This is a genomic window from Pantoea sp. EKM103V, from assembly GCF_011800365.1.
GTDB classification, from domain to species: Bacteria; Pseudomonadota; Gammaproteobacteria; order Enterobacterales; family Enterobacteriaceae; genus Pantoea; species Pantoea anthophila.
In genome coordinates, this window is the sequence record NZ_JAALFQ010000017.1 from 15,099 (window position 1) to 40,210 (window position 25,112).

Annotated in this window: 26 protein-coding genes; 21 read left to right on the forward strand and 5 right to left on the reverse strand. The window is 62.0% G+C overall.

The annotated features are described in order from the left end of the window. Window positions 1-132 precede the first annotated feature (132 nt). Window positions 133-423: a Bor family protein gene (locus HFD97_RS20885; RefSeq protein ID WP_009089453.1), complete on the forward strand. Its 291-nt coding sequence runs from the start codon at window positions 133-135 to the stop codon at window positions 421-423. 125 nt (window positions 424-548) lie between these two features. On the opposite strand, the gene HFD97_RS20890 is transcribed toward HFD97_RS20885, so the two are convergent. From HFD97_RS20890 to HFD97_RS20900, 3 genes are all read right to left on the reverse strand, one after another. Next, window positions 549-857, reverse strand: coding sequence for a chorismate mutase (locus HFD97_RS20890; RefSeq protein WP_167431504.1), 309 nt, complete (start codon window positions 855-857; stop codon window positions 549-551). Between the two features lie 122 nt (window positions 858-979). Then, window positions 980-1,795: a hypothetical protein gene (locus tag HFD97_RS20895; protein WP_150029782.1), complete on the reverse strand. Its 816-nt coding sequence runs from the start codon at window positions 1,793-1,795 to the stop codon at window positions 980-982. Between the two features lie 170 nt (window positions 1,796-1,965). Then, on the reverse strand, window positions 1,966-2,841 hold the full coding sequence (locus tag HFD97_RS20900) for a LysR substrate-binding domain-containing protein (RefSeq protein ID WP_150029783.1): 876 nt from the start codon (window positions 2,839-2,841) through the stop codon (window positions 1,966-1,968). Between the two features lie 102 nt (window positions 2,842-2,943). On the opposite strand from HFD97_RS20900, the gene HFD97_RS20905 reads away from it, so the two are divergent. The 15 genes from HFD97_RS20905 (at window position 2,944) to phnE (HFD97_RS20975) (ending at window position 15,019) form a co-directional block, all read left to right on the forward strand. Next, on the forward strand, window positions 2,944-3,648 hold the full coding sequence (locus HFD97_RS20905) for an SDR family oxidoreductase (RefSeq protein ID WP_046102127.1): 705 nt from the start codon (window positions 2,944-2,946) through the stop codon (window positions 3,646-3,648). 133 nt (window positions 3,649-3,781) lie between these two features. Next, a complete protein-coding gene (gene phnF, locus HFD97_RS20910; protein WP_009089462.1) occupies window positions 3,782-4,495 on the forward strand; it encodes a phosphonate metabolism transcriptional regulator PhnF in 714 nt (237 codons plus the stop codon). Then, window positions 4,495-4,941, forward strand: coding sequence for a phosphonate C-P lyase system protein PhnG (gene phnG, locus HFD97_RS20915; RefSeq protein ID WP_111208189.1), 447 nt, complete (start codon window positions 4,495-4,497; stop codon window positions 4,939-4,941). The genes phnF and phnG overlap by 1 nt, the downstream gene beginning before the upstream one ends. Beyond that, window positions 4,941-5,516, forward strand: coding sequence for a phosphonate C-P lyase system protein PhnH (gene phnH, locus HFD97_RS20920; protein WP_009089466.1), 576 nt, complete (start codon window positions 4,941-4,943; stop codon window positions 5,514-5,516). The genes phnG and phnH overlap by 1 nt, the downstream gene beginning before the upstream one ends. Then, on the forward strand, window positions 5,516-6,592 hold the full coding sequence (locus HFD97_RS20925; RefSeq protein WP_167431505.1) for a carbon-phosphorus lyase complex subunit PhnI: 1,077 nt from the start codon (window positions 5,516-5,518) through the stop codon (window positions 6,590-6,592). The genes phnH and HFD97_RS20925 overlap by 1 nt, the downstream gene beginning before the upstream one ends. After that, window positions 6,585-7,433 (forward strand): alpha-D-ribose 1-methylphosphonate 5-phosphate C-P-lyase PhnJ, encoded by an 849-nt coding sequence (locus HFD97_RS20930; protein WP_140028923.1) that lies wholly within the window; start codon window positions 6,585-6,587, stop codon window positions 7,431-7,433. The genes HFD97_RS20925 and HFD97_RS20930 overlap by 8 nt, the downstream gene beginning before the upstream one ends. Continuing rightward, on the forward strand, window positions 7,423-8,184 hold the full coding sequence (gene phnK, locus HFD97_RS20935) for a phosphonate C-P lyase system protein PhnK (RefSeq protein WP_167431506.1): 762 nt from the start codon (window positions 7,423-7,425) through the stop codon (window positions 8,182-8,184). Before HFD97_RS20930 ends, phnK begins: the two co-directional genes overlap by 11 nt. Further along, window positions 8,185-8,898 carry a phosphonate C-P lyase system protein PhnL gene (phnL, locus tag HFD97_RS20940; protein ID WP_167431507.1) on the forward strand — a complete coding sequence of 238 codons (714 nt, stop codon included), beginning with the start codon at window positions 8,185-8,187 and terminating at the stop codon, window positions 8,896-8,898. After that, entirely contained in the window at window positions 8,895-10,031 is a 1,137-nt protein-coding gene (gene phnM, locus HFD97_RS20945; protein ID WP_009089476.1) for an alpha-D-ribose 1-methylphosphonate 5-triphosphate diphosphatase, read from the forward strand. The genes phnL and phnM overlap by 4 nt, the downstream gene beginning before the upstream one ends. Beyond that, window positions 10,031-10,567 carry a ribose 1,5-bisphosphokinase gene (gene phnN / locus HFD97_RS20950; protein WP_167431508.1) on the forward strand — a complete coding sequence of 179 codons (537 nt, stop codon included), beginning with the start codon at window positions 10,031-10,033 and terminating at the stop codon, window positions 10,565-10,567. The genes phnM and phnN overlap by 1 nt, the downstream gene beginning before the upstream one ends. Then, a complete protein-coding gene (phnP, locus tag HFD97_RS20955) occupies window positions 10,564-11,334 on the forward strand; it encodes a phosphonate metabolism protein PhnP (protein WP_046102121.1) in 771 nt (256 codons plus the stop codon). Before phnN ends, phnP begins: the two co-directional genes overlap by 4 nt. A gap of 79 nt (window positions 11,335-11,413) precedes the next feature. Further along, on the forward strand, window positions 11,414-12,244 hold the full coding sequence (gene phnC / locus HFD97_RS20960; RefSeq protein ID WP_167431509.1) for a phosphonate ABC transporter ATP-binding protein: 831 nt from the start codon (window positions 11,414-11,416) through the stop codon (window positions 12,242-12,244). Window positions 12,245-12,270: 26 nt separating this feature from the next. Beyond that, window positions 12,271-13,197 (forward strand): phosphonate ABC transporter substrate-binding protein, encoded by a 927-nt coding sequence (phnD, locus tag HFD97_RS20965; RefSeq protein ID WP_009089484.1) that lies wholly within the window; start codon window positions 12,271-12,273, stop codon window positions 13,195-13,197. An 80-nt stretch (window positions 13,198-13,277) separates the two neighbouring features. Then, window positions 13,278-14,138, forward strand: a complete 861-nt coding sequence (gene phnE, locus HFD97_RS20970) for a phosphonate ABC transporter, permease protein PhnE (protein WP_046102120.1) — start codon at window positions 13,278-13,280, stop codon at window positions 14,136-14,138. After that, complete coding sequence (gene phnE / locus HFD97_RS20975) at window positions 14,135-15,019, forward strand: phosphonate ABC transporter, permease protein PhnE (protein ID WP_167431510.1); 885 nt, start codon at window positions 14,135-14,137, stop codon at window positions 15,017-15,019. Before phnE (HFD97_RS20970) ends, phnE (HFD97_RS20975) begins: the two co-directional genes overlap by 4 nt. On the opposite strand, the gene HFD97_RS20980 is transcribed toward phnE (HFD97_RS20975), so the two are convergent. Next, a complete protein-coding gene (locus HFD97_RS20980; protein ID WP_167431511.1) occupies window positions 14,973-17,576 on the reverse strand; it encodes an ATP-binding protein in 2,604 nt (867 codons plus the stop codon). The genes phnE (HFD97_RS20975) and HFD97_RS20980 overlap by 47 nt on opposite strands. 147 nt (window positions 17,577-17,723) lie before the next feature. On the opposite strand from HFD97_RS20980, the gene HFD97_RS20985 reads away from it, so the two are divergent. The 4 genes from HFD97_RS20985 to HFD97_RS21000 all read left to right on the forward strand — a co-directional run bounded on the left by HFD97_RS20985 (window position 17,724) and on the right by HFD97_RS21000 (window position 22,180). Further along, on the forward strand, window positions 17,724-19,238 hold the full coding sequence (locus tag HFD97_RS20985; protein WP_009089491.1) for a sugar ABC transporter ATP-binding protein: 1,515 nt from the start codon (window positions 17,724-17,726) through the stop codon (window positions 19,236-19,238). 10 nt (window positions 19,239-19,248) lie between these two features. Next, the gene (locus HFD97_RS20990) at window positions 19,249-20,229 is read left to right on the forward strand and encodes a ribose ABC transporter permease (protein WP_009089493.1); all 981 of its coding nucleotides are present in this window, start codon (window positions 19,249-19,251) and stop codon (window positions 20,227-20,229) included. 88 nt (window positions 20,230-20,317) lie between these two features. Then, window positions 20,318-21,256, forward strand: a complete 939-nt coding sequence (locus HFD97_RS20995) for an ABC transporter substrate-binding protein (RefSeq protein WP_046102116.1) — start codon at window positions 20,318-20,320, stop codon at window positions 21,254-21,256. Window positions 21,257-21,496: 240 nt separating this feature from the next. Beyond that, window positions 21,497-22,180, forward strand: a complete 684-nt coding sequence (locus HFD97_RS21000; protein WP_167431512.1) for a D-lyxose/D-mannose family sugar isomerase — start codon at window positions 21,497-21,499, stop codon at window positions 22,178-22,180. A gap of 179 nt (window positions 22,181-22,359) precedes the next feature. Here HFD97_RS21000 and HFD97_RS21005 read toward each other — a convergent pair whose 3' ends face one another. Beyond that, window positions 22,360-23,103, reverse strand: coding sequence for a response regulator (locus tag HFD97_RS21005; protein ID WP_009089499.1), 744 nt, complete (start codon window positions 23,101-23,103; stop codon window positions 22,360-22,362). Window positions 23,104-23,534: 431 nt separating this feature from the next. Here HFD97_RS21005 and HFD97_RS21010 point away from each other — a divergent pair, with 431 nt between their 5' ends. Beyond that, the gene (locus tag HFD97_RS21010) at window positions 23,535-24,833 is read left to right on the forward strand and encodes an NCS2 family permease (protein WP_219854812.1); all 1,299 of its coding nucleotides are present in this window, start codon (window positions 23,535-23,537) and stop codon (window positions 24,831-24,833) included. Window positions 24,834-25,112 lie beyond the last annotated feature (279 nt).

The window sequence follows — 25,112 nt, forward strand, 5'->3', positions numbered from 1 at the left end:
GCGAGCGAAAAGCACAGTCCGCATTGAAAAATATTTCTAATGTTTCTGCTTTCGCTGTCGATAACCTGATGGCTGGCTGAGTGATGATTTCACTCAGCATTTATTTGTACATTTCAAACGATAAGGATATTTATGAACAAGCTTTGTGTTGCGGCGCTGTTGGCTCTGAGTTTAACCGGCTGTGCGCAGCAGACTTTCGTAATGAAACAGAATCAGGTTGGCGCGGCGACGAAAACCACCAGCCAGCCGTTCTTTGTTTCAGGTATCGGTCAGCGTAAGAGCATTGATGCGGCGCAGGTCTGCGGCGGCCAGGAAAAAGTCAGTCGGGTTGAAGTGCAGCAGACGTTTGTTAATGGCTTACTGAGCGTGGTGACGTTTGGTATCTACACGCCACGTGAAGCGCGCGTTTATTGCGCCATCTGATCATGCCTGAGGCCGGTTCGCCGGCCTCATTCTGCGCCTTTCATTAAATGATCGCTGATAGCTGTCGCCATGTTCGCCCCATCAGACAGCCTCTGTCCCGGTAATGAAACGAACGCACGCAGGGATTAATTCACCGGGTCAGGTAGGTTGTCGCCGATCTGCGCATGGTGCGCAAGTTCATACTCGATGAACGCCTCAATCATGCTCCTGTACACCTTCGCAATAATGACCTCAGGAAGCCCTTTCTCCGCCGCGAGTCGGCAGACTTTATCAATGACCTGCTGCACCCGGTCTGGCGCGCGTACTGCGGCGTGATCGGCTTTAAACGTTGCCGCAGCTTTCACACATTCAGCACGCTGAGCAATCATGCTCACCAGCTGAACATCGATCCGATCAATCTCTTTTCTGACCTCTTCAAGTGTGGCGAACATCATTTCTGCACCTGTGAACTAGTACGATAGTTCGCAAAGATACAGTATGTGTCGGCTGAAAACCAGCGGCATCGGGAAAAGGTAAGCCCGTCAGGCTTACCCCTCGTTACCCGGCTCAGGCCACGTTACTGCGTCAGCGAGAAGCCCGCGTCAAAATGGTTTGCCTTGTTATTGAACTGCTCGATCCGCGTTGCCAGCTGTGAAATATGGTCATAGCTGATGCGTTTGAAAAAGTCATTATCACCGCTGTTGTGCACCAGCTGCGTGAAGGCGGATAACCAGCCGGCGCTGCTCGCGGTGGTGTCTGTGATGCTGAGCATGGCATCCCGTTCTTTCTGCGTGGCATGCTCACCGTGACTGATGCTATCCAGCTGTTGCTCAAACTGCGTGACGCCTGCCGTGTCGCCGTACTGGCGGGCGATATCCAGTGAGCGCTGGGTCAGATCCTGCAGGATAGCATCCTGCGCAGAGGCCTTATCTGACACAAACTTTTCCACTTCACGGTAACTCTCAGCCTGCTGATCCGCAGGAACAAATCGCTCAACCAGTTTATTTAACATGCCCTGGGTGACGGCCAGATCCATTGAAAGCGTTGTGGAGTTACCAGAGCCGGTATAGGAGTGCAGGGCATCGGAAATCAGTCCGGACATATCGGTTTCAGAAAGAGAGGAGTGGGACTGTAAAGCGGAAAACCAGGTATCGATATCGTTGGTAATGCCGTTCGTCGTGCTGCTGTTTTTTTCGATAGTGCTGTTGCGTATCTGAATCACTTCTTTCAGGTTTTTATCTATTGCCTCCTTGCTGAGCTGTGTGGTCGAAGAAGGGGCATCTGCAATCAGCCTGTTGACCGTCTCCCGGGCAAGCGGAATAGTTTTGGGCATACTCTCCTGCTTGCTGAAAACGTCACTCTCTTTAAACCCGTTATCGATTGAGCTAATCATTACTCTCTCCATGTTGTGTGAAAGAAGCCTGATAATAATATCGGGTGTTCATAAGAAAACTTGACGCTTAACGGACAGAAGAGGGAAGCAGATTTCATCTGTTCAGTCAGTGATTATCTGTGATCAACGGATAATCAGAAGGTTAACGCGTTTAAGCGGCGATGTGCGGTTCAGGGACATTCGCCGAGATGATCTAAGCACCATTCCCACACCGCCTGCGCAGCTCTGCCAGGCAGATCCGTACGTTTGCGCACCAGATAATAGTCACCTGCGCTATCGCCCGCGTCAGCCACCACGACCAGCCGACCCGCTTTGATATCGGCCTGCACAAAAGCCCGGCTCGTCAGCGCCACGCCCTGGCCGGCCATCGCGGCATCCAGTGCAAGGGTGGTCTGGTTAAAGCGGGCGCCGGGCAGCTTTCCCTCCTGCTGCAGGAAGCGTGGCCAGCCGTCATGCGCGTCATGCAATAGCGGAAGCGACGCGATCTGACGGGCGGTCAGCGGCAGGCTGAGCCCCTCCAGAAGATGTGGGCTGGCAACGGCGATCAGATGCTGACGAAACAGCAGCGCGCTCTCCAGAGTCGCGGGCAGGGCGGTTCGTGACAGCCGCACCGCGATATCCACCTGGTCACGGGAAAAATCGGACAGGGCCTCGGTGGCGACGGTGCGCAACTCAATGTCAGGAAGATCTGCCTGAAGCTGGCCCAGCCGGGGGATCAGCAGTCTGGCGGCGACGGTCGGCGTCACGCTGATCGTCACCACATCCGGGCGCGCCAGCAATCGGTCCGTTGATTCGACCAGCATATCAAACGCGCGCGTCACGTCAGCAAGCCAGGCCGCCCCCTGCGGCGTCAGCGAAAGCCCGCGCGCAAGCCGGTTGAACAGGCGGATGCCCAGATGATCCTCCAGTGCGCGAATCTGCTGCGCAACCGCCCCCTGCGTGACGCCCAGCTCCTCCGCCGCCGCACGGAAACTCAGCTTCCGGCCAGCGGCTTCAAACGCCCGCAGGGCATTCAGTGAGGGCAGACCGCGACGTGAGAGTGGCATAGTTATCCTGTAGTTTTTCTACATGCTCAGAGGTTTATTTATCGCGCGATAATACACCGCTTTCCTGCGAAGATGCGTTTTTCACAGCAAAAGGAGCAAAAGATGACCGCAGAAAAAGTCGCCATCATTACGGCTGGTGGATCGGGCATGGGCGCAGCCGCCGCGTGCAGGCTGGCGGATGAGGGATACCGCGTCGCAATCTTATCCTCTTCCGGTAAGGGCGAAGCGCTGGCGCGGCAGCTGGGGGGAATCGGTGTGACGGGTTCCAATCAGTCACAGGCGGATGTGCAGCAGCTGGTAGAGCAGGTCATGCAGCGCTGGGGACGGATTGACGGCCTGGTCAACTCGGCGGGTCATGGCCCGCGAGCCGACATTCCCGATCTGACGGATGACGCGTGGCAGACAGGCATGGAGGTCTATTTCCTCAGCGCCGTGCGCATGGCGCGTCTGGTGGCACCAATCATGGCAGCTCAGGGCGGCGGGGCCATCGTCAATATCTCTTCGGCGTGGACCTTTGAGCCGACAGAGATGTTCCCGACCTCCGCCGTGTTTCGCGCCGGTCTCGCCAGCTTCACCAGACTCTTTGCCGACCGCTATGCCGCAGACAACGTCCGGATGAACAACGTGCTGCCCGGCTGGATTGATTCGCTGCCCGCCACCGACGAACGCCGCCAGAGCGTGCCGATGAAACGCTACGGCAAGGCTGAAGAGGTGGCCGCCACGATCGCCTTTCTGCTGTCCGAAGGTGCCGCCTACATCACCGGCCAGAATATCCGGATCGATGGGGGACTGACCCGCAGCGTCTGACACGCCATTCCCACGTTCACCGCACCTTCACCCCGCCGTCACGCTGCTGTCATCTGAAGCCGTCAAGGTAACGCCATCCCGCAGTGATTTTTCACTGCGTTCCCACTCCGTAACCCGTGAGGATTTCATCGTGATGGAGTTATCCAGACATCCGACCACTGTCTACCAGGCGGTTGCCGCGCAGCTGGAGCAGGCGCTGAAAGAGCGTTACCGCTGCGGCGACTATCTGCCTTCCGAACAACAGCTGGCCGACCACTACGAAGTGAATCGCCACACGCTACGCCGGGCCGTCGATGAGCTGGTGCAGAAAGGGCTGCTGCAACGCCGTCACGGCGTGGGCATCCTGGTGCTGATGCGCCCGTATGACTATCCGCTGCATGCCCAGGCGCGCTTCAGTCAGAACCTGCTGGAGCAGGGAAGTCACCCGACCAGCGAACGGCTGCTGGCGGTGCTGCGTCCGGCCAGCAGTGACGTGGCCAGTGCGCTGGGCGTGAAAGAGGGCGACAACGTTATTCATCTGCGCACCCTGCGCCGCGCCAACGGCGTGCCGCTCTGCCTGATTAACCACTTCCTCGCCGACCTCAGCTGGTGGCCGCAGCTTCAGCGCTTTAACAGCGGCTCGCTGCACGACTTTCTGGTGGAGCACACCGGCAAACAGCTGGTGCGCACCCAGACCCGCATCAGCACCCGCCGGGCGCAGGCGAAGGAGTGCCGTCAGCTGGATATCGCACTCCATGCGCCGCTGCTCTGTGTGCGGACCCTGAACAAAACCGCAGATGGTGCGCTGGCAGAATACTCCGTCAGCCTGACCCGCGGTGACATGATCGAACTGACTCTGGAGCACTGATGGAACAGCAAACGGATCGCCAGCGCTGGCTGTCGGTGCTGGCACACAGCAACGCCGCGCGGCTTGAAGCGCACTGGCAGGCGCTGAATCTTCACCCCGAGTTTACCCTGATCCGCCCGGCCGAAATCGGCATGACGCGGCTGCAGGCGCGAATGGGGGCCACCGGGAAACGCTTTGTGATGGGTGATGCCACGGTGACCCGCGCCGTGGTGCAGCTGAGCGACGGCACCCTGGGATACAGCTACCTGTTAGGACGCGACAAAGCGCACGCCGAGCGCTGCGCCCTGCTGGATGCACTGTTGCAGCAGCCGGAAACCCGACCGCTGCTGGAAGAGAAGATTATTACCCCGCTGGCGGCGTGGCGTGAAGAGCAGCGACAGCTGCGCGCGCGCGAAATCGCCAGCAGCAAAGTGGATTTCTTTACGCTGGTTCGCGGAGATAACTGATGACTTTACTGGCAAGTTTTAACCACCCTGTTGCGGACGCACAGCGCGCCTTTCGCCGCATCCTGAAGGCGATGAGTGAGCCGGGCGTGATGGTCTCGCTGCCGCTGCAGCAGGGCTGGGGTGCGCTCTCTCCGGCGGCCACGGCGCTGCTGCTGACGCTGGTCGATCAGGAGAGTCCGGTCTGGCTGGATGCGAAAATCGACAACGAACAGCTGCGCAACAATCTGCGCTTCCATACCGGCGCGCCGATCACCACCCGGCAGGATGCGCCTTTTGCCCTGAGCCATGCGGCGGCGCAGCCCGACCCGACGGCGTTTGCGGCGGGGGATAACCTGTCACCGGAAAAAAGCACCACGCTGATTATCGAAGTGCCCTCGCTGAATGGCGGTCTGACGCTGCGACTCTCCGGCCCCGGCCTGCGCGAAACCCGCGCCATTGCGCCGCAGCTGCCGGAGAGCGTGCTGGACTATCTGCGCACCCGGCCGCATCCGTTTCCGCAGGGCGTGGATCTCATCTTCACCTGCGGCGAAGCGATCATGGCCGTGCCGCGTACCACCGTTGTGGAGGTGTGCTGATGTATGTCGCGGTAAAAGGGGGCGAAAAAGCGATTACGCATGCCCACCAGCTGCAGGCCGATCTGCGCCGTGGCGATCGGGCCGTGGCTGAACTCGGCTGCGATCAGGTGGCGCAGCAGCTGGGTCTGGCGGTGGATCGGGTGATGACCGAAGGGGGGATTTACGATCCGGAACTGGCGGCGCTGGCGATTAAGCAGGCCAGCGGCGATCTGGTCGAGGCAATTTTTCTGCTGCGCGCCTATCGCACCACGCTGCCACGGCTGGCGGAGAGTCGCCCGCTGGCGACCGGGACAATGCGTATCGAACGCCGCATTTCGGCGGTCTATAAAGATCTGCCGGGCGGCCAGGTGCTCGGCCCTACCTCTGACTACAGCCACCGTCTGCTCGACTTCACGCTGCTGGCCAATGGCGAAACGCCTGCCGCGCCGCGGGATGATCGGCCGGTCGCGGAAAGCTGCCCGCACATGTTCAGCATGATGAGCCGCGAAGGGCTGGCGGCCGCGGAGGAGGATGACGGCAGTGAGCCGACCGATATCACCCGCGAACCGATGGCGTTTCCCGCCTCGCGCGCGGCACGGCTGCAACAGCTGGTGCGCGGCGACGAAGGCTTTCTGCTGGCGCTCGGCTACTCGACGCAGCGGGGCTATGGGCGCACCCACCCGTTCGCCGGGGAGATCCGCACCGGCTATGTCAGCGTCAGCATCTGTCCCGAAGAGCTGGGCTTTGAACTGGAGATTGGGGAAGTGCTGCTGACCGAGTGTGAGATGGTCAACGGCGTGGCCCACCGCGAAGACGCCGCGCCGCACTTTACCCGGGGTTACGGGCTGGTGTTTGGCCGGGCGGAACGCAAGGCGATGGCGATGGCGCTGGTGGACCGGGCGCTGCAAAGCCGCGAACAGCAGGAGCGCGTCACCAGCCCGGCGCAGGATGAGGAGTTTGTGCTGTCGCACGCCGACAACGTGGAAGCGGCAGGCTTCGTCTCCCATCTCAAGCTGCCGCACTACGTCGATTTTCAGGCGGAGCTGGCACTGCTCAAACAGCTGCAGGATGACTATCAGGAGCGCAACCATGGCTGAACTGACGGGTTACAACAACGGTTATCTCGATGAGCAGACCAAACGTACTATTCGTCGCGCCATCCTGAAAGCGGTGGCGATCCCCGGCTATCAGGTGCCGTTTGCCGGGCGCGAGATGCCGATGCCTTACGGCTGGGGCACCGGCGGCATCCAGATCACCGCCAGTGTGATTGGCGATCAGGATGTGCTTAAGGTGATCGACCAGGGGGCTGATGACACCACCAATGCGGTGTCGATCCGCCACTTCTTTCAGCGGGTCAGCGGTGCGGCCACCACCGAACGCACCCGCGATGCCACGCTGATCCAGACGCGTCACCGCATCCCGGAAACGCCGCTGGAGGAGGATCAGATCCTGATTTTCCAGGTGCCGATCCCGGAGCCGCTGCGTTTTATCGAACCGCGCGAAACCGAAACCCGCCTCCTGCATGCGCTGGAGGAGTACGGCATCATGCAGGTGAAACTCTATGAAGATATCGCCCGCTATGGCCATATCGCCACGACTTATGCGTACCCGGTCAGGGTCAACGGCCGCTACGTGATGGACCCGTCACCCATCCCCAAATTCGACAACCCGAAAATGGACATGATGCCCGCGCTGCAGCTGTTTGGTGCCGGGCGTGAAAAGCGCATCTACGCGCTGCCGCCTTACACCCGCGTCGAAAGCCTCGACTTCGACGATCACCCGTTTACCGTGCAGCAGTGGGATGAACCCTGCGCGCTGTGCGGCTCGCGCCACAGCTATCTCGATGAGGTGGTGATGGACGATCAGGGCACACGGATGTTTGTCTGCTCCGACACCGACTTTTGCCACCAGCAGCAGGAACAGCAACATGCACAGTGAACAGCCGCTGCTTGCGGTCAGCCAGCTCACCCATCTTTATGCGCCGGGCAAAGGGTTTGAGCAGGTCAGCTTTGATCTTTATCCCGGCGAGGTGCTGGGCATCGTCGGCGAATCCGGCTCCGGTAAAACCACGCTCCTGCACAGCCTCTCGGCACGCCTCGCTCCGCAGCAGGGCACGCTTCTCTATCAGGGGCGCAACCTCTGGCAGATGAGTGAAAGCGAGCGCCGTCACCTGCTGCGCACCGAGTGGGGCGTGGTGCATCAGCATCCGATGGACGGACTGCGTCCGCAGGTCAGCGCGGGCGGCAACATCGGCGAACGGCTGATGGCGACCGGCGCGCGGCACTATAGCGATATCCGCGCAACGGCGAGCCGCTGGCTGCAGGCGGTGGAGATTGACCCCGGCCGCATCGACGATCTGCCCACCACCTTTTCCGGCGGCATGCAGCAGCGTCTGCAGATCGCCCGCAACCTGGTGACGCAGCCACAGCTGCTGTTTATGGATGAGCCGACCGGCGGGCTGGATGTCTCGGTGCAGGCACGCCTGCTGGATCTGCTGCGCACCCTGGTGCGGGAGCTGAACCTGGCGGTGGTGATCGTCACCCACGATCTCGGCGTGGCGCGCCTGCTGGCACATCGTCTGCTGGTGATGAAACAGGGGCGGGTGGTGGAGAGCGGTCTGACCGACCGGGTGCTTGACGATCCCCATCATCCTTACACACAACTGCTGGTCTCTTCGGTGCTCAATTAAATGACGACTATCAATCCGCGTCTGCAGATCGGAAACCTGTGTAAAACCTTTGTGCTGCACAACCAGAACGGCGCGGCGCTGCCGGTGCTGCACAACGTCAGCCTGACGGTGGGCGAGGGCGAATGCGTGGTGCTGCACGGTCACTCGGGCAGCGGCAAATCGACCCTGCTGCGCACGCTCTACGGTAACTATCAGCCCGACAGCGGCTATATCCGGGTCGCGCACCAGGGAGAATGGGTCGATATGGCGCAGGCCCCGGCGCGGCAGATTATCGCGCTGCGCCGCGACACGCTGGGCTGGGTGAGTCAGTTTCTGCGGGTTATCCCGCGCGTGCCGACGCTGGAGATTGTGATGCAGCCACTGCTGGAGCGCGGCGTCGACCGCCGGTTCTGCGAAGCACGCGCCGCCGAACTGCTGAGCCGGCTCAACGTGCCGCAGCGCCTCTGGTCGCTGGCACCGTCCACCTTCTCCGGCGGAGAGCAGCAGCGGGTGAACATTGCGCGCGGCTTTATCGCTGACTATCCGGTGCTGCTGCTGGATGAACCCACCGCCTCCCTCGACAGCGTCAACAGCGCGGCGGTGGTGAGTCTGATTGAAGAGGCGCGCGCCCGGGGTGCCGCCATTGTTGGCATTTTTCACGATCGGGCGGTGCGCGAGCAGGTGGCCGATCGGCTGCATCTGATGCACCCCATTGAGACAGGAGCGCAGGCATGATCATCAACAATGTCAGACTGGTGCTGGAAAATGAGGTCATCAGCGGGTCGCTGGAGTTCCGCGATGAGCGTATCAGCAGCTTCAGCGAAACCCGCAGCCAGCAGCCGGGCGCGCTGGACGGCGAGGGGGCCTGGCTGCTGCCGGGGCTGGTGGAGCTGCACACCGATAACCTCGACAAGTTTTTCACCCCGCGACCCAAAGTGGACTGGCCTGCGCATTCGGCGATGAGCAGCCACGATGCGCTGATGGTCTCCAGCGGCATTACCACCGTGCTGGACGCCATTGGCGTCGGCGATGTGCGCGACGGCGGTCACCGGCTGGAGAATCTCAGCAGGATGATCGACGCCATCCGCGACAGCAACCGCAAAGGGCTGAACCGCGCCGAGCATCTGCTGCATCTGCGCTGTGAACTGCCGCACCCGACCACCGCGCCGCTGTTTGAGGCGCTGATGGGCACGCCGGAACTGGCGCTGGTCTCGCTGATGGATCATTCGCCGGGGCAGCGGCAGTATGCGTCGCTGACAAAATATCGCGAATATTACCAGGGCAAATACCAGCTGAATGACGCGGAGATGGATCAGTTTGAGCACGAGCAGCTCACGCTGGCGGCGGCCTGGTCGCAGCCCAATCGTCAGGCGATCGCCGGACTCTGCCGCGAACATGGCATCGCCATTGCCAGCCACGATGATGCCACCGCCGCGCATGTGGAGGAGTCCCATGCGGCGGGCAGCCGCATCGCCGAATTTCCCACCACCCTGGAGGCGGCGCGCGCCTCGCGCTATCGCAACATGCAGGTGCTGATGGGGGCGCCCAACATTGTGCGCGGCGGCTCGCACTCCGGCAACGTCGCCGCCTGGGAGCTGGCCTCTCACGGCCTGCTGAACATTCTCTCCTCCGATTACTACCCGGCCAGCCTGCTGGATGCGGCGTTCCGGCTGGCTGAGGATGAGCGCAACACGCTCGGCACGGCGCAGGCGATTGCGCTGGTCACCTGCAATCCGGCCCGCGCGCTGGGGCTTGAGGATCGCGGGGTGATAGCCGAAGGGTGTCGCGCCGATCTGGTGCTGGCGCACACCGCACATGGCTACCCGCATGTGCGCCACGTCTGGAGCAAAGGCCGGCAGGTCTACTGATGGCGCGGCTGATCTGGCTCACCGGTCCCTCCGGCTCAGGCAAGGATAGCCTGCTGGATGCGCTGCGGGCGGCACCGCCGCCGCGCCTGCTGATCGCCCATCGCTATATCACCCGCGCAGCGGATGCGGGCGGTGAAAACCACGTGGCGCTGACCGAGGCGGAGTTCGCCCGCCGCGCGGCGCTGGGGCTGTTCGCGGTGAGCTGGCAGGCGCACGGTTTCAGCTATGGCATTGGCTGTGAGACGGAGCAGTGGCTGCTGCGCGGACAGAACGTGGTGGTCAACGGCTCGCGGCTGCATCTGGCGCAGGCGCAGGCCCGCTTTGGTTCGCAGCTGCTGCCGGTCTGCCTGCAGGTCACGCCTGCGGTGCTGGCGGCGCGCCTGCGTCAGCGCGGGCGGGAAGATGAGGCGGCAATCGCCCGGCGGCTGGCGCGTGTCGCCCAGCCGCAGCCCGATGGCTGCCTGATCCTTAACAACGATGGCGCGCTGGCAGAGACCGTCCGGCAGCTGCGTCAGATAGTGGAGGCGGCGCAATGAAACTCACTTTTCTCGGCACCGGTGGGGTGACCGCCGCGCCGCTGCCGGGCTGCGACTGCCGTGCCTGCCAGCGGGCGCAGCGCCATAGCGATTACGCCCGTGCGCCCTGCAGTGCGCTGATTGAGACCGGGCGCGAGCGCATCCTGCTGGATGCCGGCCTGCCACTGCTGGCGTCGCGCTTTCCGCCCGGATCGCTGACGCGTATTCTGCTCACCCACTACCACATGGACCATGTGCAGGGACTGTTTGCGCTGCGCTGGGGGCGGGGGGCACCGATTCCGGTCTGGGGGCCGCCCGACCCGCGCGGCTGTGACGATCTCTATAAACATCCCGGCCTGCTCGACTTTCGTCCCGCCTTAACCCCGTTTGTGGCACACGCCTTTGGTGAACTGCAGGTGACGCCGCTGCCGCTTCAGCACTCGAAGCTGACGCACGGCTATCTGTTCGACTGGCACGGTCACCGGCTCGCCTGGCTGTGTGACACCTGCGGGCTGCCCCCCGACACCGCCGACTTTCTGCGTGGTCAGCCGCTGGATCAGCTGGTGATCGACTGCAACGACCCGCCGTCTGCCAGACCGCGCAACCACAACGATGTCACCCAGGCCCTGGCCATTGTGGCGCTGCTGCGGCCGCGCCAGAGCTGGCTGACCCATCTCAGTCATGAGATGGATAACTGGCTGGCGGAAAATCCGCTGCCGGAGGGGGTGCAGGCTGCGCGTGACGGCCAGACGCTGCTGTGTGGCGCGCCCTGGCCTGTCACAGTTTGATCATCTGACTGTCATCCCGCTTTCATCGTGCCACGCCTTAATAACCGGCAGAACGCAATCAGAGATGACGGAGAACAGCATGGCACAGGCACTTCTGAAAACGGTGGTCGACCACGATCGGCCCCCGGTCAGTTTCAGCGGACAAAAAGTGTTGTCGGTGCAGGGATTGAGCAAAACCTACGGTGACACGCCGGTGCTGGATCGGGTCAGTTTCGATCTCCATGCCGGTGAGCTGGTGGCGGTGATCGGCCGCTCCGGTGCCGGGAAATCGACGCTGCTGCATATGCTTAACGGCACCATCAGCGCGACGGCGGGGGCGATTATCAGCCTGCATAAAGGGGAAGCCGAGCGTAACGTGGTCACCCTCAACAGCCGCCAGATGCGGGAATGGCGCAGCCAGTGCGGCATGATCTTTCAGGATTTCTGCCTGGTGCCGCGCCTCGACGTGCTGACCAATGTGCTGCTGGGCCGCCTGAGCCAGACCAGCACGCTGAAATCCTTTTTTAAAATCTTCTCCGACCACGATCGGGCGTACGCTATCGAACTGCTGCAGTGGATGAACATGCTGCCGCAGGCGCTGCAGCGGGCAGAGAATCTCTCCGGCGGACAGATGCAGCGGGTGGCGATCTGCCGGGCGCTGATGCAGAACCCCAGAATCCTGCTGGCCGATGAGCCGGTCGCGTCACTCGATCCGAAAAACACGACGCGCATCATGGATGTGCTGCGTCAGGTCAGCGAGCAGGGCATCAGCGTGATGGTCAACCTGCACTCCATTGAGCTGGTGAAACGCTACTGCACCCGGGTGATTGGCATCCAGCGCGGCGTGGTGCTGTTTGACGGCCATCCTTCCCGACTGACTGACAGCCTGCTGCAACAGCTGTACGGCGATGAACTTAACCAGATCCATTAACTTCCACAGCAAGAGAACAACTCCGAATGAAACTGACTTCTTTAGCACTACTGATCGGCGTTATGGCGTCGGGTGTCAGCGCAGCGGATGCGCCAAAACAGCTGAATCTGGGGATTCTGGGCGGTCAGAACGCCACCCAGCAGATTGGTGATAATCAGTGCGTGAAGACCTTCTTTGATAAAGAGCTGGGTGTGGATACTCAGATGCGCAACGCCTCTGACTATTCGGGCGTGATTCAGGGACTGCTGGGCGGCAAAATCGATATGGTGCTGAGCATGTCACCCGCCTCTTTCGCCTCGGTCTACCTGCAGGACCCGAAAGCGGTGGAGGTGGTCGGCATCGTGGTGGATGACAAAGACAACTCACGCGGCTACCACTCAGTGGTGATCGTCAAAGCGGACAGCCCCTACAAAAAGCTGGAAGACCTGAAGGGGAAATCGTTCGGCATGGCCGATCCGGACTCGACCTCCGGCTTCCTGATGCCGAATCAGGCGTTCAAGAAGATGTTCGGCGGCTCGGTGGATGACAAATATAACAACACCTTCTCCAGCGTCACCTTCTCCGGCGGCCATGAGCAGGACATTCTGGGCGTGCTGAACAACCAGTTTGACGGCGCGGTCACCTGGACCTCGCTGGTGGGGGACTATAACAGCGGCTACACCTCGGGCGCGTTTGGTCGCCTCATCCGCATGGATCACCCCGACCTGATGAAGCAGATCCGCATCATCTGGCAGTCGCCGCTGATCCCCAACGGTCCGGTGCTGGTCAGCAACAAACTGCCTGCCGACTTTAAAGCGAAAGTGGTGGCGGCGATTAAAAAGCTGGATAAAGACGATCACGACTGCTTCGTGAAAGCGGTGGGCGGTAAGCAGCATATCGGCCCGGCCACCGTTGCCGACTATCAGAGCATTATCGATATGAAGCGCGACCTGATGAAAGGCAGCCGCGGCTGACGAACCTTCCTGACTTCCCCGCCTCGCGGGGAGAGCGGGACGCGGCCAGCGTCCCGCTGCTTTCACGCCGGAGATCCCCCTTGACTGACTTCGAACACTATTACCAGCGCATCCGCCGTCAGCAAAAACGCGACACGCTTATCTGGTCACTGCTGCTGGTCACGCTCTATCTGGCGGCGGGCAGGGTGGCAGAATTTAATCTGCTCACCGTCTGGCAGTCGCTGCCGCACTTCTTTGACTACCTGCATGAGATCCTGCCGGTGCTGCATCTGCCGCTGCTGTTTGCCGACGGCAAAACAGAAGGCTCGCTGGCCTACTGGGGCTACCGTCTGCCGATCCAGCTGCCGCTGATCTGGGAAACCCTGCAGCTGGCTCTGGCGGCGACGCTGCTGGCGGTGGGGCTGGCGGCAGTGCTCGCCTTTTTCGCCGCCGATAATACGCAAACGCCGGTCAGCGTGCGGATGGCGATTCGCGCCTTTGTCGCGTTTCTGCGCACCATGCCGGAACTGGCTTGGGCGGTGATGTTTGTCATGGCGTTTGGTATCGGGGCGATACCCGGCTTCCTGGCGCTGGCGCTGCACACGGTGGGCAGCCTGACCAAGCTCTTTTATGAGGCGATTGAGTCCGCGTCGGATAAGCCGGTGCGCGGCCTGGCCGCCTGCGGAGCCAGTAAACTGCAGCGGATGCGCTTTGCCTTCTGGCCGCAGGTGAAACCCGCCTTTCTCTCCTACAGCTTTATGCGGCTGGAGATTAACTTCCGCTCCTCCACCATCCTCGGGCTGGTGGGGGCGGGCGGCATCGGCCAGGAGCTGATGACCAACATCAAACTCGACCGCTACGACCAGGTCAGCATCACCCTGCTGCTGATTCTGATTGTGGTGTCGCTGCTGGATACGCTGTCCGGTCAGCTGCGTCGTCGTGTCACAGGAGAGCGCGCATGATCCGTTCCGTTCCCGCCATCGCGCAGCTGAAGCAGCAGCATCACGAGCTGTTTGCCGCGCAGCCGCGCTATCTGCGTCGTCTGGCGCTGATAGCGCTGGCGCTCCTGCTCTACTACCTCTATTTCTTTTCGGTGTTCGGGCTGGAGGGATCGCGCCTGCTGGCGGGCTGCCAGCAGCTGGGGCGCTACTTTCTGCGGATGTTTGTCTGGCATGACTTCATGAACTGGCCCTTCAGCTACTATCTGTCGCAGGTCGGGATCACCCTGGGGATCGTGTTTGCCGGTACGCTGACCGCCTCGCTGATTGCGCTGCCGCTGTCGTTCCTGGCGGCGCGCAACGTGATGCACGATCGCGCCGCGAAGCCGCTGGCGTTTCTGATGCGGCGACTGTTCGACCTGCTGCGCGGCATCGACATGGCGATCTGGGGGCTGATTTTCGTTCGTGCGGTGGGCATGGGGCCGCTGGCCGGGGTGCTGGCGATTATCCTGCAGGATGTCGGCCTGCTCGGCAAACTCTATGCCGAAGGGCATGAGGCGGTCGAACGTTCACCGGGCCGCGGGCTGGGGGCGGTGGGCGCTAACAGCCTGCAGAAACACCGTTTCGGCATTTTCACCCAGTCCTTTCCGCAGTTTCTGGCGCTGAGCCTCTATCAGATCGAGTCCAACACCCGCTCTGCGGCGGTGCTCGGCTTTGTCGGCGCAGGCGGGGTAGGCCTGGTCTACGCCGAGAATATGCGGCTCTGGAACTGGGATGTGGTGATGTTCCTGACGCTGATACTGGTCGGGGTGGTGATGGTCATGGATATGATCTCCAGTCGCCTGCGCAAACGCTATATCACCGGGAAGCCGGTGCCGCTGTGGCAGCCTGCTGCGCGCGATTAAGCCGTTCGCTGCGCTGCCAGGCGCGCTGTAACGCCTGCACCAGCTGCGCCTGCTGCCAGGGCTTGCCCAGCCGCTCACACAGCGGCAGCGTGACCGGCTGGTGGCGCAGATCCTGACCGCTGATTAACAGCGTGGCGAGATGCGGCCAGTTCTGCTGCGCCTGACGCACCACCTCCGCCCCGTTGATCTCGCCGGGCAGCATCAGGTCGCTGATCAGCAGGTCGATATCGGGTGTCTGGCGCAGCAGTGCCAGCGCCGCTTCGCCGTCGCCACACTCCAGCGTCAGATAGCCCAGCTGGTGCAGATGTTCGCACAGGGTCTGCCGCACCGCCGGTTCATCATCCAGCACCAGCACCAGCCGGTTGCTGGCCACCGCTGGCAGGGCTGGCGGGGGAGGCGGCGCGACCGCTGCGGCGACCGCCTCCTGCGCGCGCGGCAGCAGAAGGCGCACCGTGGTGCCCTGGCCCGGCGCGGTTTCCAGCTCGATCTGACCGCCCGACTGCCGCACAAAACCGTAGACCATTGACAGGCCCAGCCCGCTGCCGCTGCCGGTGGCCTTAGTGGTAAAAAAGGGCTCGAAAACCTGTTCACGCACCTCCGCTGACATGCCGCAGCCCGTGTCGATCACCTCAATTGTGACCCGGTCACGTTTTTCACTCCCTTCGATCCGCCGCTGATTCCAGATGCGCAGCCGGATTTCGCCGCTTTGCTGCTGCATCGCATCGCGGGCGTTGACCACCAGGTTCATCAGCGCATTCTCCAGCTGACCGGCATCGATCCACGCGGGCCAGCCGGGACGCTGCGCATCGATAATCAGCTGCTGTCCGGGCAGCAGCGAGTGCTGTAATAATCCCTGCAGGTTGTCCACCAGCGTGACCACCGACACCGCGCGCGGAAACAGCGCCTGCTTACGTGAAAAGGCCAGCAGCCGCTGGGTCAGCTGGGCGGCGCGGTCGGCAGCCTGGCGCGCCCGCTCAATCCGGCTGGCGAGCGGGCCGGGCATCAGCTGCCCTTCGGTCAGCGCCAGGCTGCCGATAATCACCGCCAGCAGATTGTTGAAGTCGTGCGCCAGGCCGCCGGTCAGCTGGCCCACCGCCTTCATCTTCTGGCTGTGCTGCAGGGCCTCCTCCAGCGTTTTGCGCGAGGTGCGGTCAAGGACGGTGTTCACCATGCCGCGCCGGGGGATCGGGCTGAAGCGCAGCTCCAGCGTCCGGCCATCGGCCAGCCGGATCTCCTGCGGTTCGCCGGGATCGTGCAGATCCCCCGCCAGCGGAGCCAGTAGCTGCTGATAGTGGACGCCGCGATGAAGCTCGCGCGGCGCGATGCCGAGCAGTTCGGCATACTGCGCGTTCCACACCACCAGCTGACCCTGATGGTCAAACAGGGCAAAGCCGTCGCGCATCGCCAGAAAGGTGGACTCCAGCTGGCTGCTCTTCTCTTTCAGCAGGCGTGAGGTGTGTGCCAGCGAGGCGGTATTGCGGGCAAAGACGTTGAAGGCCCGCGCCAGTTCGCCCAGTTCGTCGCGGCGCTGCAACCCCGGCACGCCGACGTTCTGCTCACCCTGTGCCAGCCGCGTCATGGCGGCGGCAATCGCCGTCAGGCTCGACCCGAGATTGCGGTAGATGTAGATCCCGGCATAGCCGGTGATCGCCAGCGCCAGCAGCACGAAAAGGGCGATAAAGCCGATGATGGAGTCCAGCTCGCGGTGGGTCGCCAGGGTTCGCGCTTCGCTCTGCAACGCCACCTGCTGCACCGAGGCACTGATATCCTCATTCAGCATCGCCACCAGCGCCTTAATCCGGTAGGTGGCGTAGGCGATCGCCAGATCGCTCTGTTCCAGCGCCTCCGCCAGCGGCAGCAGGCGCTGCTGGGTCGCCAGCAGTCGCGCAATATTCTCGCCGGTGACGCCCGTCAGCGGCACGCTGCGCCACTGCGTCATCACCTGCTGCAGTTGCTCAATCACCGCAATCGGTGAGGGCGTGCGGATGGCGATGCTGAGCAGCCGCTCAGTCTGCTCACGCAGGGCGCTATCCGGCGCGCGCTGCGGTTCCTGCTGCAGCCGCTGACTGATGTGGCCGAGCAGAATCTGCGACTGCCACAGGTCACTCAGCATGTTATTGCGCTGCAGGTGGCGCTGATGACCGGTGAGCAGCAGGCGGTTAATCGTCTGCTCCAGCTCCAGGCTGCGGGCGCGGATACGGGCGATGCGCTCCGGCTGACGCGCGGCCAGCGGGGCGCTGGCGAGCAGGCTCAGCGACTGTTGCAGCGCATGCTGATTCTGCTGAAGCCGCTGTGATTCGCTCTGATACTCCAGCGCGCCCACCACCTGCGACAGCCGCACGGCTGCCGTCGCCACATTGGCGGTGTCACGCGCCAGCGCCAGACTGCCGTTCATGTCCGCCAGCGTCTGCGCCTGTGCCTGCTCCTGAATCGTACCGGCATGGCGAAAACCGACGATCGCCACCACGCTGACCATCAGCGTCACGGCGACCACCAGCAGATTGAACATCAGCAGGCGGCCCCGTGCGCCAGCCTGCCACGGATAGGTGTGCTGCATCCCACCCCCTCTTTATCACGGCAACGATGGGCCGAGTATAGGAGCGGGCAGCCGGGTGAATATGACAAATATGAATGGCCGCTGACATTTTCCGTTTATCTGGCGTTGCTTAACTGACGGCTATCCACAGTCCGCAGGAGCGAGGCGATGACAGCCACACCGATACTGGAAATGCGCGGCATTACCCGGCGCTTCGGCAACTTTTACGCCCTGAAGGGGGTGGATCTTACGGTCTGGCCCGGTGAGGTCCATGCGCTGATGGGGGAGAACGGCGCGGGTAAAAGCACCCTGATGAAGATTCTGGCCGGGGCCTACAGCGCCAGCGGCGGAGAGATTCTGATCGAAGGCGAACCGCGGGCGCTGAAAGGGCCGAAAGCGGCGCTGGCCGCCGGGATCACCCTGATTTACCAGGAGATTAACCTGGCCCCCAACCTGACGGTGGCGGAAAACATTTTTCTCGGCAGCGAAATCGCCCCCGGCGGGCTGGTGAAGCGGCGGCAGATGGCGGAGGAGGCGCAGCGGGTGATTGACCGGCTCGGCGCGCAGTTCAGTGCCTGGGATGTGGTCAGCCGCCTCAGCATTGCCGAGCAGCAGCAGGTGGAGATCGCCCGGGCGCTGCAGCGCAACAGCCGCATCCTCGTGATGGATGAGCCGACCGCCGCGCTCTCAAACCGCGAAACCGAACAGCTCTTCGCGCTGATCAAACGGCTGCGCAGCGAGGGGATGGCGATTATCTACATCAGCCACCGCATGGCGGAGGTGTATGAACTGTCGGATCGCGTCAGCGTGCTGCGCGACGGCGAGTATGTCGGCAGCCTGACGCGCGATCAACTCAACGCCAGTGAACTGGTGCGGATGATGGTCGGACGGCCGCTCAGCGATCTCTTTAATAAAGACCGGTCGATTCCGCTGGGTGATATCCGGCTGGCGGTGAATCACCTGACCGACGGCGGCAAAGTGCACCCCAGCAGCCTGGCGGTGCGCGCCGGTGAGATCGTGGCGCTGGCGGGGCTGGTCGGCGCAGGCCGCAGCGAGCTGGCGCAGCTGATCTTCGGCGTGCACAAGCCGAAGGAGGGCGAGATCTGGATCGATGGCGAGAAGGTCACCATCCTCTCACCGCGCGATGCGATTGCGCGCGGCATCGGTTTCCTCACCGAGAACCGCAAAGAGCAGGGGCTGTTTCTGGAGATGGCGGCACAGGAGAACATCGTGATGGCGACGCTGGAGCGGGATGCCAGTTACGGCATGCTCAATCGCCGCAAAGGGCAGACCATCGCCAGCGAGGCGATCGCCTCCCTGAATATCCGGGTGCCGCATGCGCAGGTCCGGGCGGGCGGCCTCTCCGGAGGTAATCAGCAGAAGCTGCTGATCTCACGCTGGGTGGCGATTGGCCCGCGCATCCTGATCCTGGATGAACCGACGCGCGGCGTCGACGTCGGAGCCAAAAGCGAGATCTACCGCATGATGCAGGAGATGGCGCGGCAGGGCGTGGCGATTCTGATGATCTCCAGCGAACTGCCGGAAGTGGTCGGGATGAGCGACCGCGTTTACGTGATGCACGAAGGCACCATCGTCGGTGAGCTGGAGGGCAGCCACATCAGTCAGGAAAATATTATGACGCTGGCAACCGGTGCGCACAGCGCAGCAGCAGGCGGAATCTGAGGAGATCACCATGACACAACTGGCCCGCACCCCCGCGCCCACGCTGAAACGCGCCCTGATGGGCGATCTGCTGCAGACGGTAGGGATCCTGCCGATTCTGATCCTCATCGTGGCGGTTTTTGGCTTCGTTACCCCCAACTTCTTTACCGAAGCGAACCTGCTGAACATTACCCGTCAGGCGTCGATCAATATCGTCCTGGCGGCGGGGATGACCTTTGTCATTCTCACCGGCGGCATCGACCTGTCGGTGGGGTCGATGCTCGGCACCACGGCGGTGGTGGCGCTGGTGGCCTCGCTCGACCCGATGCTCGCCTCCATGACCATTCCGATGGCGCTGGGCGCGGGTCTGGTGATGGGGCTGTTCAACGGCGTGCTGGTCGCCTGGGCCGGACTGCCGCCCTTTATCGTCACCCTCGGCACCTATACCGCCCTGCGCGGTGCGGCCTACCTGCTGGCGGATGGCACCACGGTCATCAACTCCGACATCAATTTTGAGTGGATTGGCAACGGCTACCTCGGCCCGGTGCCATGGCTGATTGTGATTGCCTTCGCGGTGATCGCCCTCTGCTGGTTTATCCTGCGGCGCACCACGCTGGGCGTCCATATCTATGCGGTCGGCGGCAACATTCAGGCGGCCCGACTCACCGGCATCAAGGTGGGCGGGGTGCTGCTGTTTGTCTACGGCATGAGCGGCCTGCTCTCGGGGCTGGGCGGTCTGATGAGCGCCTCCCGTCTCTACAGCGCCAACGGCAACCTCGGCGTCGGCTATGAGCTGGATGCGATTGCCGCGGTGATCCTGGGCGGCACCAGTTTCGTCGGGGGCATCGGCACCATCACCGGCACCCTGATTGGCGCGCTGATTATCGCCACGCTCAATAACGGCATGACGCTGATGGGCGTCTCCTACTTCTGGCAGCTGGTGATCAAGGGCGCGGTGATCATCATCGCCGTCCTGATCGACAAATACCGTACCCGTCATCATGTGAGTTAAGGCTGAAAGGCGGAGGCGCGATGTCGCCGCCGTCTCTGTAAAAACGCCATTAAGCGGTTGGCACTCTGATAACAGCAGGAGAAGGTCTATGCGTTTTAATCCGATTGTAACCGGGCTGCTGGCGGCAACGCTGTTCAGCGCCGGGCTGGCTCAGGCAAAAGAACTCAAATCCATCGGCGTCACGGTCGGCGATCTGGCTAACCCCTTCTTCGTGCAGATCACTAAAGGGGCGGAGATGAAGGCGCGTGAGCTGGCGGGGGACAAGGTCAACGTGACGCTGGTCTCCAGCGGCTACGATCTCGGCCAGCAGGTAGGGCAGATCGATAATTTTATTGCGGCAAAAGTGGACATGATTATCCTCAATGCCGCCGACTCGAAAGGCATTGCCCCGGCGGTGAAGCGGGCGCGTGATGCCGGTATCGTGGTGGTGGCGGTCGACGTAGCGGCCGATGGGGCGAATGCGACCATTACTTCCGATAACACCCAGGCGGGCGCGATGGCCTGCAAATATATCTCTGACCGCCTGAAAGCGAAAGGCAACGTGGTGATCATCAACGGCCCGCCGGTGTCTGCGGTGCAGAACCGTGTTGAAGGCTGCATGAACGAACTGAAAACCCATCCCGACATCAAGCTGCTCTCTTACAACCAGAACGCCAAAGGCAGTCGCGAAGGGGGACTGGAGGTGATGACCGGTCTGCTCTCCGCTAACCCCAAAATCGATGCGGTGTTTGCCATTAACGATCCCACCGCCATCGGCGCGGATTTAGCCGCGAAACAGGCGCAGCGCAGCGAGTTCTTTATCGTCGGCGTCGATGGATCGCCGGATGGCGAAGAGGCGCTGAAGCGCAAAAACTCCCTGTTTGTCGCGACCCCGGCGCAGGACCCGCAGGTGATGGCGGCGAAGGCGGTGGAGATTGGCTACGACATTCTGCAGGGCAAACCGGCACCCGAAAAGCCGGTGCTGATCCCGGTGAAGCTAATCGATCGTGACAACATCGGCAGCTATCAGGGCTGGACGGTGAAATAAGGCGCAGGGCGGCGCCTCCGGGTGCCGCTTCAGACGGCTGACAGCGTGAATCTGGCAGCAACGCATGGCTTCATCGCGCAGGGAACACGGGCAGAGGAGGAAAGCGTCCCGCGCCAGAGACGGCGCGGGCCGAGTGGCCAGGGATGGTTTAAACGACTTTCCGATCTGACCGTGTTTCCTGCGCAGGCTCTGTCCAGCAGCTAACGGGGCAGACTTTGTCAGCACCCTCAGGAGGCCACCATGCAACGTTCAGAGGTCAATCACTACCTGCAGCAGACGCGCGAATTTTTCCGCCAGCAGGATGTGCATCTGCCGCCGTGGGCCGATTTCGGATTACGTCAGTGGCGGGCGCAGTCACCTGACGCGATGGCGGAGATCCTGGCACTGCGGCTGGGCTGGGATCTCACCAGTTTTGGCGCGGACGACTTTCTGCAGACCGGGCTGACGCTGTTTACGCTGCGCAACGGTTCGCCCGGCGGACAGCCGTGGCACAAACCCTATGCGGAGAAGATCCTGCACGTGCGCGACGGGCAGCTGACGCCGATGCACTATCATCCGCGCAAGATGGAAGACATCATCAATCGCGGTGGCGGGAATCTGATTGTCGAACTGCATAACCGCGACGGCGCGGCGCTGGCTGACTCGCCGGTCACGGTGTCGCTGGATGGTCTGCGCCAGACTCACGCTGCGGGTTCGCAGCTGCGGCTCTCACCGGGTGAAAGCGTGACCCTTGAGGCGGGCCTCTGGCACAGCTTCTGGGGCGAACCGGGTTTTGGCGACGTGCTGGTGGGCGAGGTGTCGATGCCCAATGATGACGAAAACGACAACGTGTTCCTGACGCCACTGGCCCGCTTCAATCCGCTTGAGGAGGATGAGGCGCCGCGCTGGCTGCTCTGTAATGACTACGCCCGCGGCTTTACCTGACCCTCCCGGACGCTGATCATCCCTTCGCATGCTCTCCGGGATTGGACTGCCTCATCTTTCTTATGCTGCGCGCGGGCGGTTCACCAGACAGCCGAGCGTACTCGCGCGTAAACTGCGTCAGACTTTCATCGCCCACATCCGCCGCCACGGCGGCGACATTGCCAGGACTGCAGCGCGATTCAGGCGATCTGGCTGGTGCGCGGGGCGGTTTCAGGTTTCATTACATCAGCCGAAAAGACATAGCCCAGCCCGCGAATGGTGCGGATCAGATCGGGCTGATGCGGGTTGATTTCGATTTTGCGGCGCAGGCGCATGATCAGCACGTCGATGGTGCGGTCAAACACATCCAGACTTTCGCTGTGGGTCAGCTCCAGCAGCTGATCGCGGGTCAGCACCTTGCGGGCGTGACGCACCAGCGCCCGCAGCAGGCTGAACTCGCCCTGGGTCAGCGGCACCAGCTCGCGCTGCGGATTGAACAGCTGGCAGCGACTGTCGTCCAGCTGCCAGCCGCCGAATCGCCAGCCCGCCGGTTCCGGTTCGCTCTGGACAGGGCGTCCGCCGCGCCGCAGGGCCGCCCGGGTTCGTGCCACCACCACGCGCGGATTAAAGGGTTTGGCGATGTAATCATCGGCACCCATCTCCAGGCCGACCACCATCTCCGCTTCGGAACCCATACCGGTCAGCATGATCACCAGCACCTCGGGGCGCTGACGCTGCAACTGCTGCAGCACCAGCAGTCCGTTGGTGTCGGGCAGCATCATATCGAGCATCACCAGCGTGATCTCCGGGTGCGTGCTGAGCATCAGCAGCGCCTCTTTTCCCTGATGACAGCAGTAGACCTTTAACTGATGTTCACCTAACGCATCCTGCAGGACGTCGCAGACAGCAGGATCATCATCCACCACCAAAATCGCTGGCTTCATGGCGCGGCCTCAATGTTACGAAAGAGTTAATTCAGGAGTCTACACAGGCCAGAAAAGTGCGCTGAGGCAGCGTGCTGAAACGTGACACGCCTCGCCCGTCAGTATGCGGAAGCGTGCGCTGGCGCAGAGTTTTGCGGGGGTGACACAGGGAGGCAGGAAAACGATTGCGCATCCTCGGTGCATTGCACCATAATCGCGCCTCGTTTTGGTTCGGAATTCTCTGAGGCGCATCCGGCTCTGCCAGGTAATCGATTGCGTCGGTAAGTGGCATGGCAATTGCTTTGGGCAGTGGGTCAGTCAGGGATTTCAGACGATTCCGGCAGGTCAGTATGCAGCGGCCGGTATCCGCGTCCCGAAAACAGAATAATCAGCATGCAACCCCCTTTGGCAAGCGAGACCCACACCGGTGCGGTCTCCTGTATCGAGAGATGATGATGTTAGAAAAACTATTCAAACTCAAAGCGCATAACACGACGGTTCGTACCGAGATTATCGCCGGGATCACCACCTTCCTGGCGATGGCCTACATTCTGTTTGTTAACCCGAGCATTCTGGGCGCGACCGGCATGGATAAGGGCGCCGTATTTGTTGCGACCTGTCTGGCGGCGGCGATTGGCTGTGCGCTGATGGGGCTGATCGCTAACTACCCGATTGCACTGGCACCGGGCATGGGGCTGAACGCCTTCTTCACCTACACCGTCGTACTGCACATGGGCTACACCTGGCAGATTGCGCTGGGTGCGGTGTTTCTCTCGGCAGTGATTTTCTTTGCGATGTCGCTGTTTAAAATCCGTGAGTGGATTATTGCCAGTATTCCGCTGCCGCTGCGCGCGGGGATTGGTGCCGGTATTGGCCTGTTTCTGGCGATCATTGCGCTGGAAGGCGCAGGCATTGTGGTCGATAACCCGGCGACGCTGGTGGGCATTGGCGATCTGACAAAACCGGGTCCGCTGCTGGCGATGCTTGGCTTCGTGGTGATTGTGGTGCTGGAAGCGCGTCGCGTAACCGGTGCCGTGCTGATCGGTATTCTGCTGGTAACCTTCATCTCTATGGGCATCGGCCTGTCGCCGTTTGCCGGAGTCTTCTCTGCACCACCATCGATTGCACCGACCTTTATGCAGCTGGATATTGCTGGCGCGTTTAACGTCGGCCTGGTCAGCGTGATTTTTGCCTTCCTGTTTGTGGATGTGTTTGATAACACCGGCACCCTGCTGGGCGTCACCAAACGCGCCGGTCTGGCGGATGAGCAGGGTAACGTGCCGAAGATGGGCCGTGCGCTGATTGCTGACAGTGCGGCTGCGCTGTTTGGTTCGCTGCTGGGCACCTCAACCACTACCAGCTATGTGGAGTCGGCGGCGGGCGTGAGTGCGGGTGGCCGCACGGGCCTGACGGCGATCGTGGTCGCCGTGCTGTTTCTGCTGGCGCTCTTCTTCTCGCCGCTGGCCTCCAGCGTGCCGGTCTATGCCACCGCGCCCGCGCTGCTGTTTGTGGCCGTGCTGATGACATCCAGTCTGGCGGATATTGACTGGAAAGATATCACCACTGCTGCCCCGGTGACGGTTACCGCGCTGACCATGCCGCTGACCTATTCCATCGCCAACGGCATCGCCTTTGGATTTATTACCTGGACGCTGGTGAAGCTGCTGAGCGGTCGCGCCAGAGAGGTCAATGCCGCGCTGATTATCCTGTCGATTCTGTTTGTGATTAAGCTGGGCTGGCTGAGCGCCTGATAGTGGCCTGGCGGCGGGGGAGGTTTCACCCGGCGGTGGAGAGTTATCACCTGGCGGTGGGGTGGCTCTGAGAGGGTTTCGCCTGTCGGGCATAGGAGAGTTATTACCTGGCGGTGGGCTGGCTCTGAGAGGGTTTCGCCTGTCGGGGGGAGGGAGTTATTACCTGGCGGTGGGCTGGCTCTGAGAAGGTTTCGCCCGCCATGCGTGAGGGAGTTTCAGCCTGCCCGTGCAGGCGGACGCGTCAAGGGGCGGACGCCCGCCCCTTAACAATCCCGGCGT

Coding starts and splice junctions, on each gene's coding strand:
- phnN (WP_167431508.1), top strand. CDS start 10,031: ATGGCGCGGCTGATCTGGCTCACCGGTCCCTCCGGCTCAGGCAAGGAT.
- HFD97_RS20985 (WP_009089491.1), top strand. CDS start 17,724: ATGACAGCCACACCGATACTGGAAATGCGCGGCATTACCCGGCGCTTC.
- HFD97_RS20895 (WP_150029782.1), bottom strand. CDS start 1,795: ATGATTAGCTCAATCGATAACGGGTTTAAAGAGAGTGACGTTTTCAGC.
- HFD97_RS20925 (WP_167431505.1), top strand. CDS start 5,516: ATGTATGTCGCGGTAAAAGGGGGCGAAAAAGCGATTACGCATGCCCAC.
- phnM (WP_009089476.1), top strand. CDS start 8,895: ATGATCATCAACAATGTCAGACTGGTGCTGGAAAATGAGGTCATCAGC.
- phnG (WP_111208189.1), top strand. CDS start 4,495: ATGGAACAGCAAACGGATCGCCAGCGCTGGCTGTCGGTGCTGGCACAC.
- phnF (WP_009089462.1), top strand. CDS start 3,782: ATGGAGTTATCCAGACATCCGACCACTGTCTACCAGGCGGTTGCCGCG.
- HFD97_RS20990 (WP_009089493.1), top strand. CDS start 19,249: ATGACACAACTGGCCCGCACCCCCGCGCCCACGCTGAAACGCGCCCTG.
- phnH (WP_009089466.1), top strand. CDS start 4,941: ATGACTTTACTGGCAAGTTTTAACCACCCTGTTGCGGACGCACAGCGC.
- HFD97_RS21005 (WP_009089499.1), bottom strand. CDS start 23,103: ATGAAGCCAGCGATTTTGGTGGTGGATGATGATCCTGCTGTCTGCGAC.
- HFD97_RS20890 (WP_167431504.1), bottom strand. CDS start 857: ATGATGTTCGCCACACTTGAAGAGGTCAGAAAAGAGATTGATCGGATC.
- HFD97_RS20995 (WP_046102116.1), top strand. CDS start 20,318: ATGCGTTTTAATCCGATTGTAACCGGGCTGCTGGCGGCAACGCTGTTC.
- HFD97_RS20885 (WP_009089453.1), top strand. CDS start 133: ATGAACAAGCTTTGTGTTGCGGCGCTGTTGGCTCTGAGTTTAACCGGC.
- HFD97_RS20900 (WP_150029783.1), bottom strand. CDS start 2,841: ATGCCACTCTCACGTCGCGGTCTGCCCTCACTGAATGCCCTGCGGGCG.
- phnK (WP_167431506.1), top strand. CDS start 7,423: ATGCACAGTGAACAGCCGCTGCTTGCGGTCAGCCAGCTCACCCATCTT.
- phnC (WP_167431509.1), top strand. CDS start 11,414: ATGGCACAGGCACTTCTGAAAACGGTGGTCGACCACGATCGGCCCCCG.
- HFD97_RS20905 (WP_046102127.1), top strand. CDS start 2,944: ATGACCGCAGAAAAAGTCGCCATCATTACGGCTGGTGGATCGGGCATG.
- HFD97_RS21010 (WP_219854812.1), top strand. CDS start 23,535: ATGATGTTAGAAAAACTATTCAAACTCAAAGCGCATAACACGACGGTT.
- phnD (WP_009089484.1), top strand. CDS start 12,271: ATGAAACTGACTTCTTTAGCACTACTGATCGGCGTTATGGCGTCGGGT.
- phnP (WP_046102121.1), top strand. CDS start 10,564: ATGAAACTCACTTTTCTCGGCACCGGTGGGGTGACCGCCGCGCCGCTG.
- phnL (WP_167431507.1), top strand. CDS start 8,185: ATGACGACTATCAATCCGCGTCTGCAGATCGGAAACCTGTGTAAAACC.
- HFD97_RS21000 (WP_167431512.1), top strand. CDS start 21,497: ATGCAACGTTCAGAGGTCAATCACTACCTGCAGCAGACGCGCGAATTT.
- HFD97_RS20930 (WP_140028923.1), top strand. CDS start 6,585: ATGGCTGAACTGACGGGTTACAACAACGGTTATCTCGATGAGCAGACC.
- phnE (WP_167431510.1), top strand. CDS start 14,135: ATGATCCGTTCCGTTCCCGCCATCGCGCAGCTGAAGCAGCAGCATCAC.
- HFD97_RS20980 (WP_167431511.1), bottom strand. CDS start 17,576: ATGCAGCACACCTATCCGTGGCAGGCTGGCGCACGGGGCCGCCTGCTG.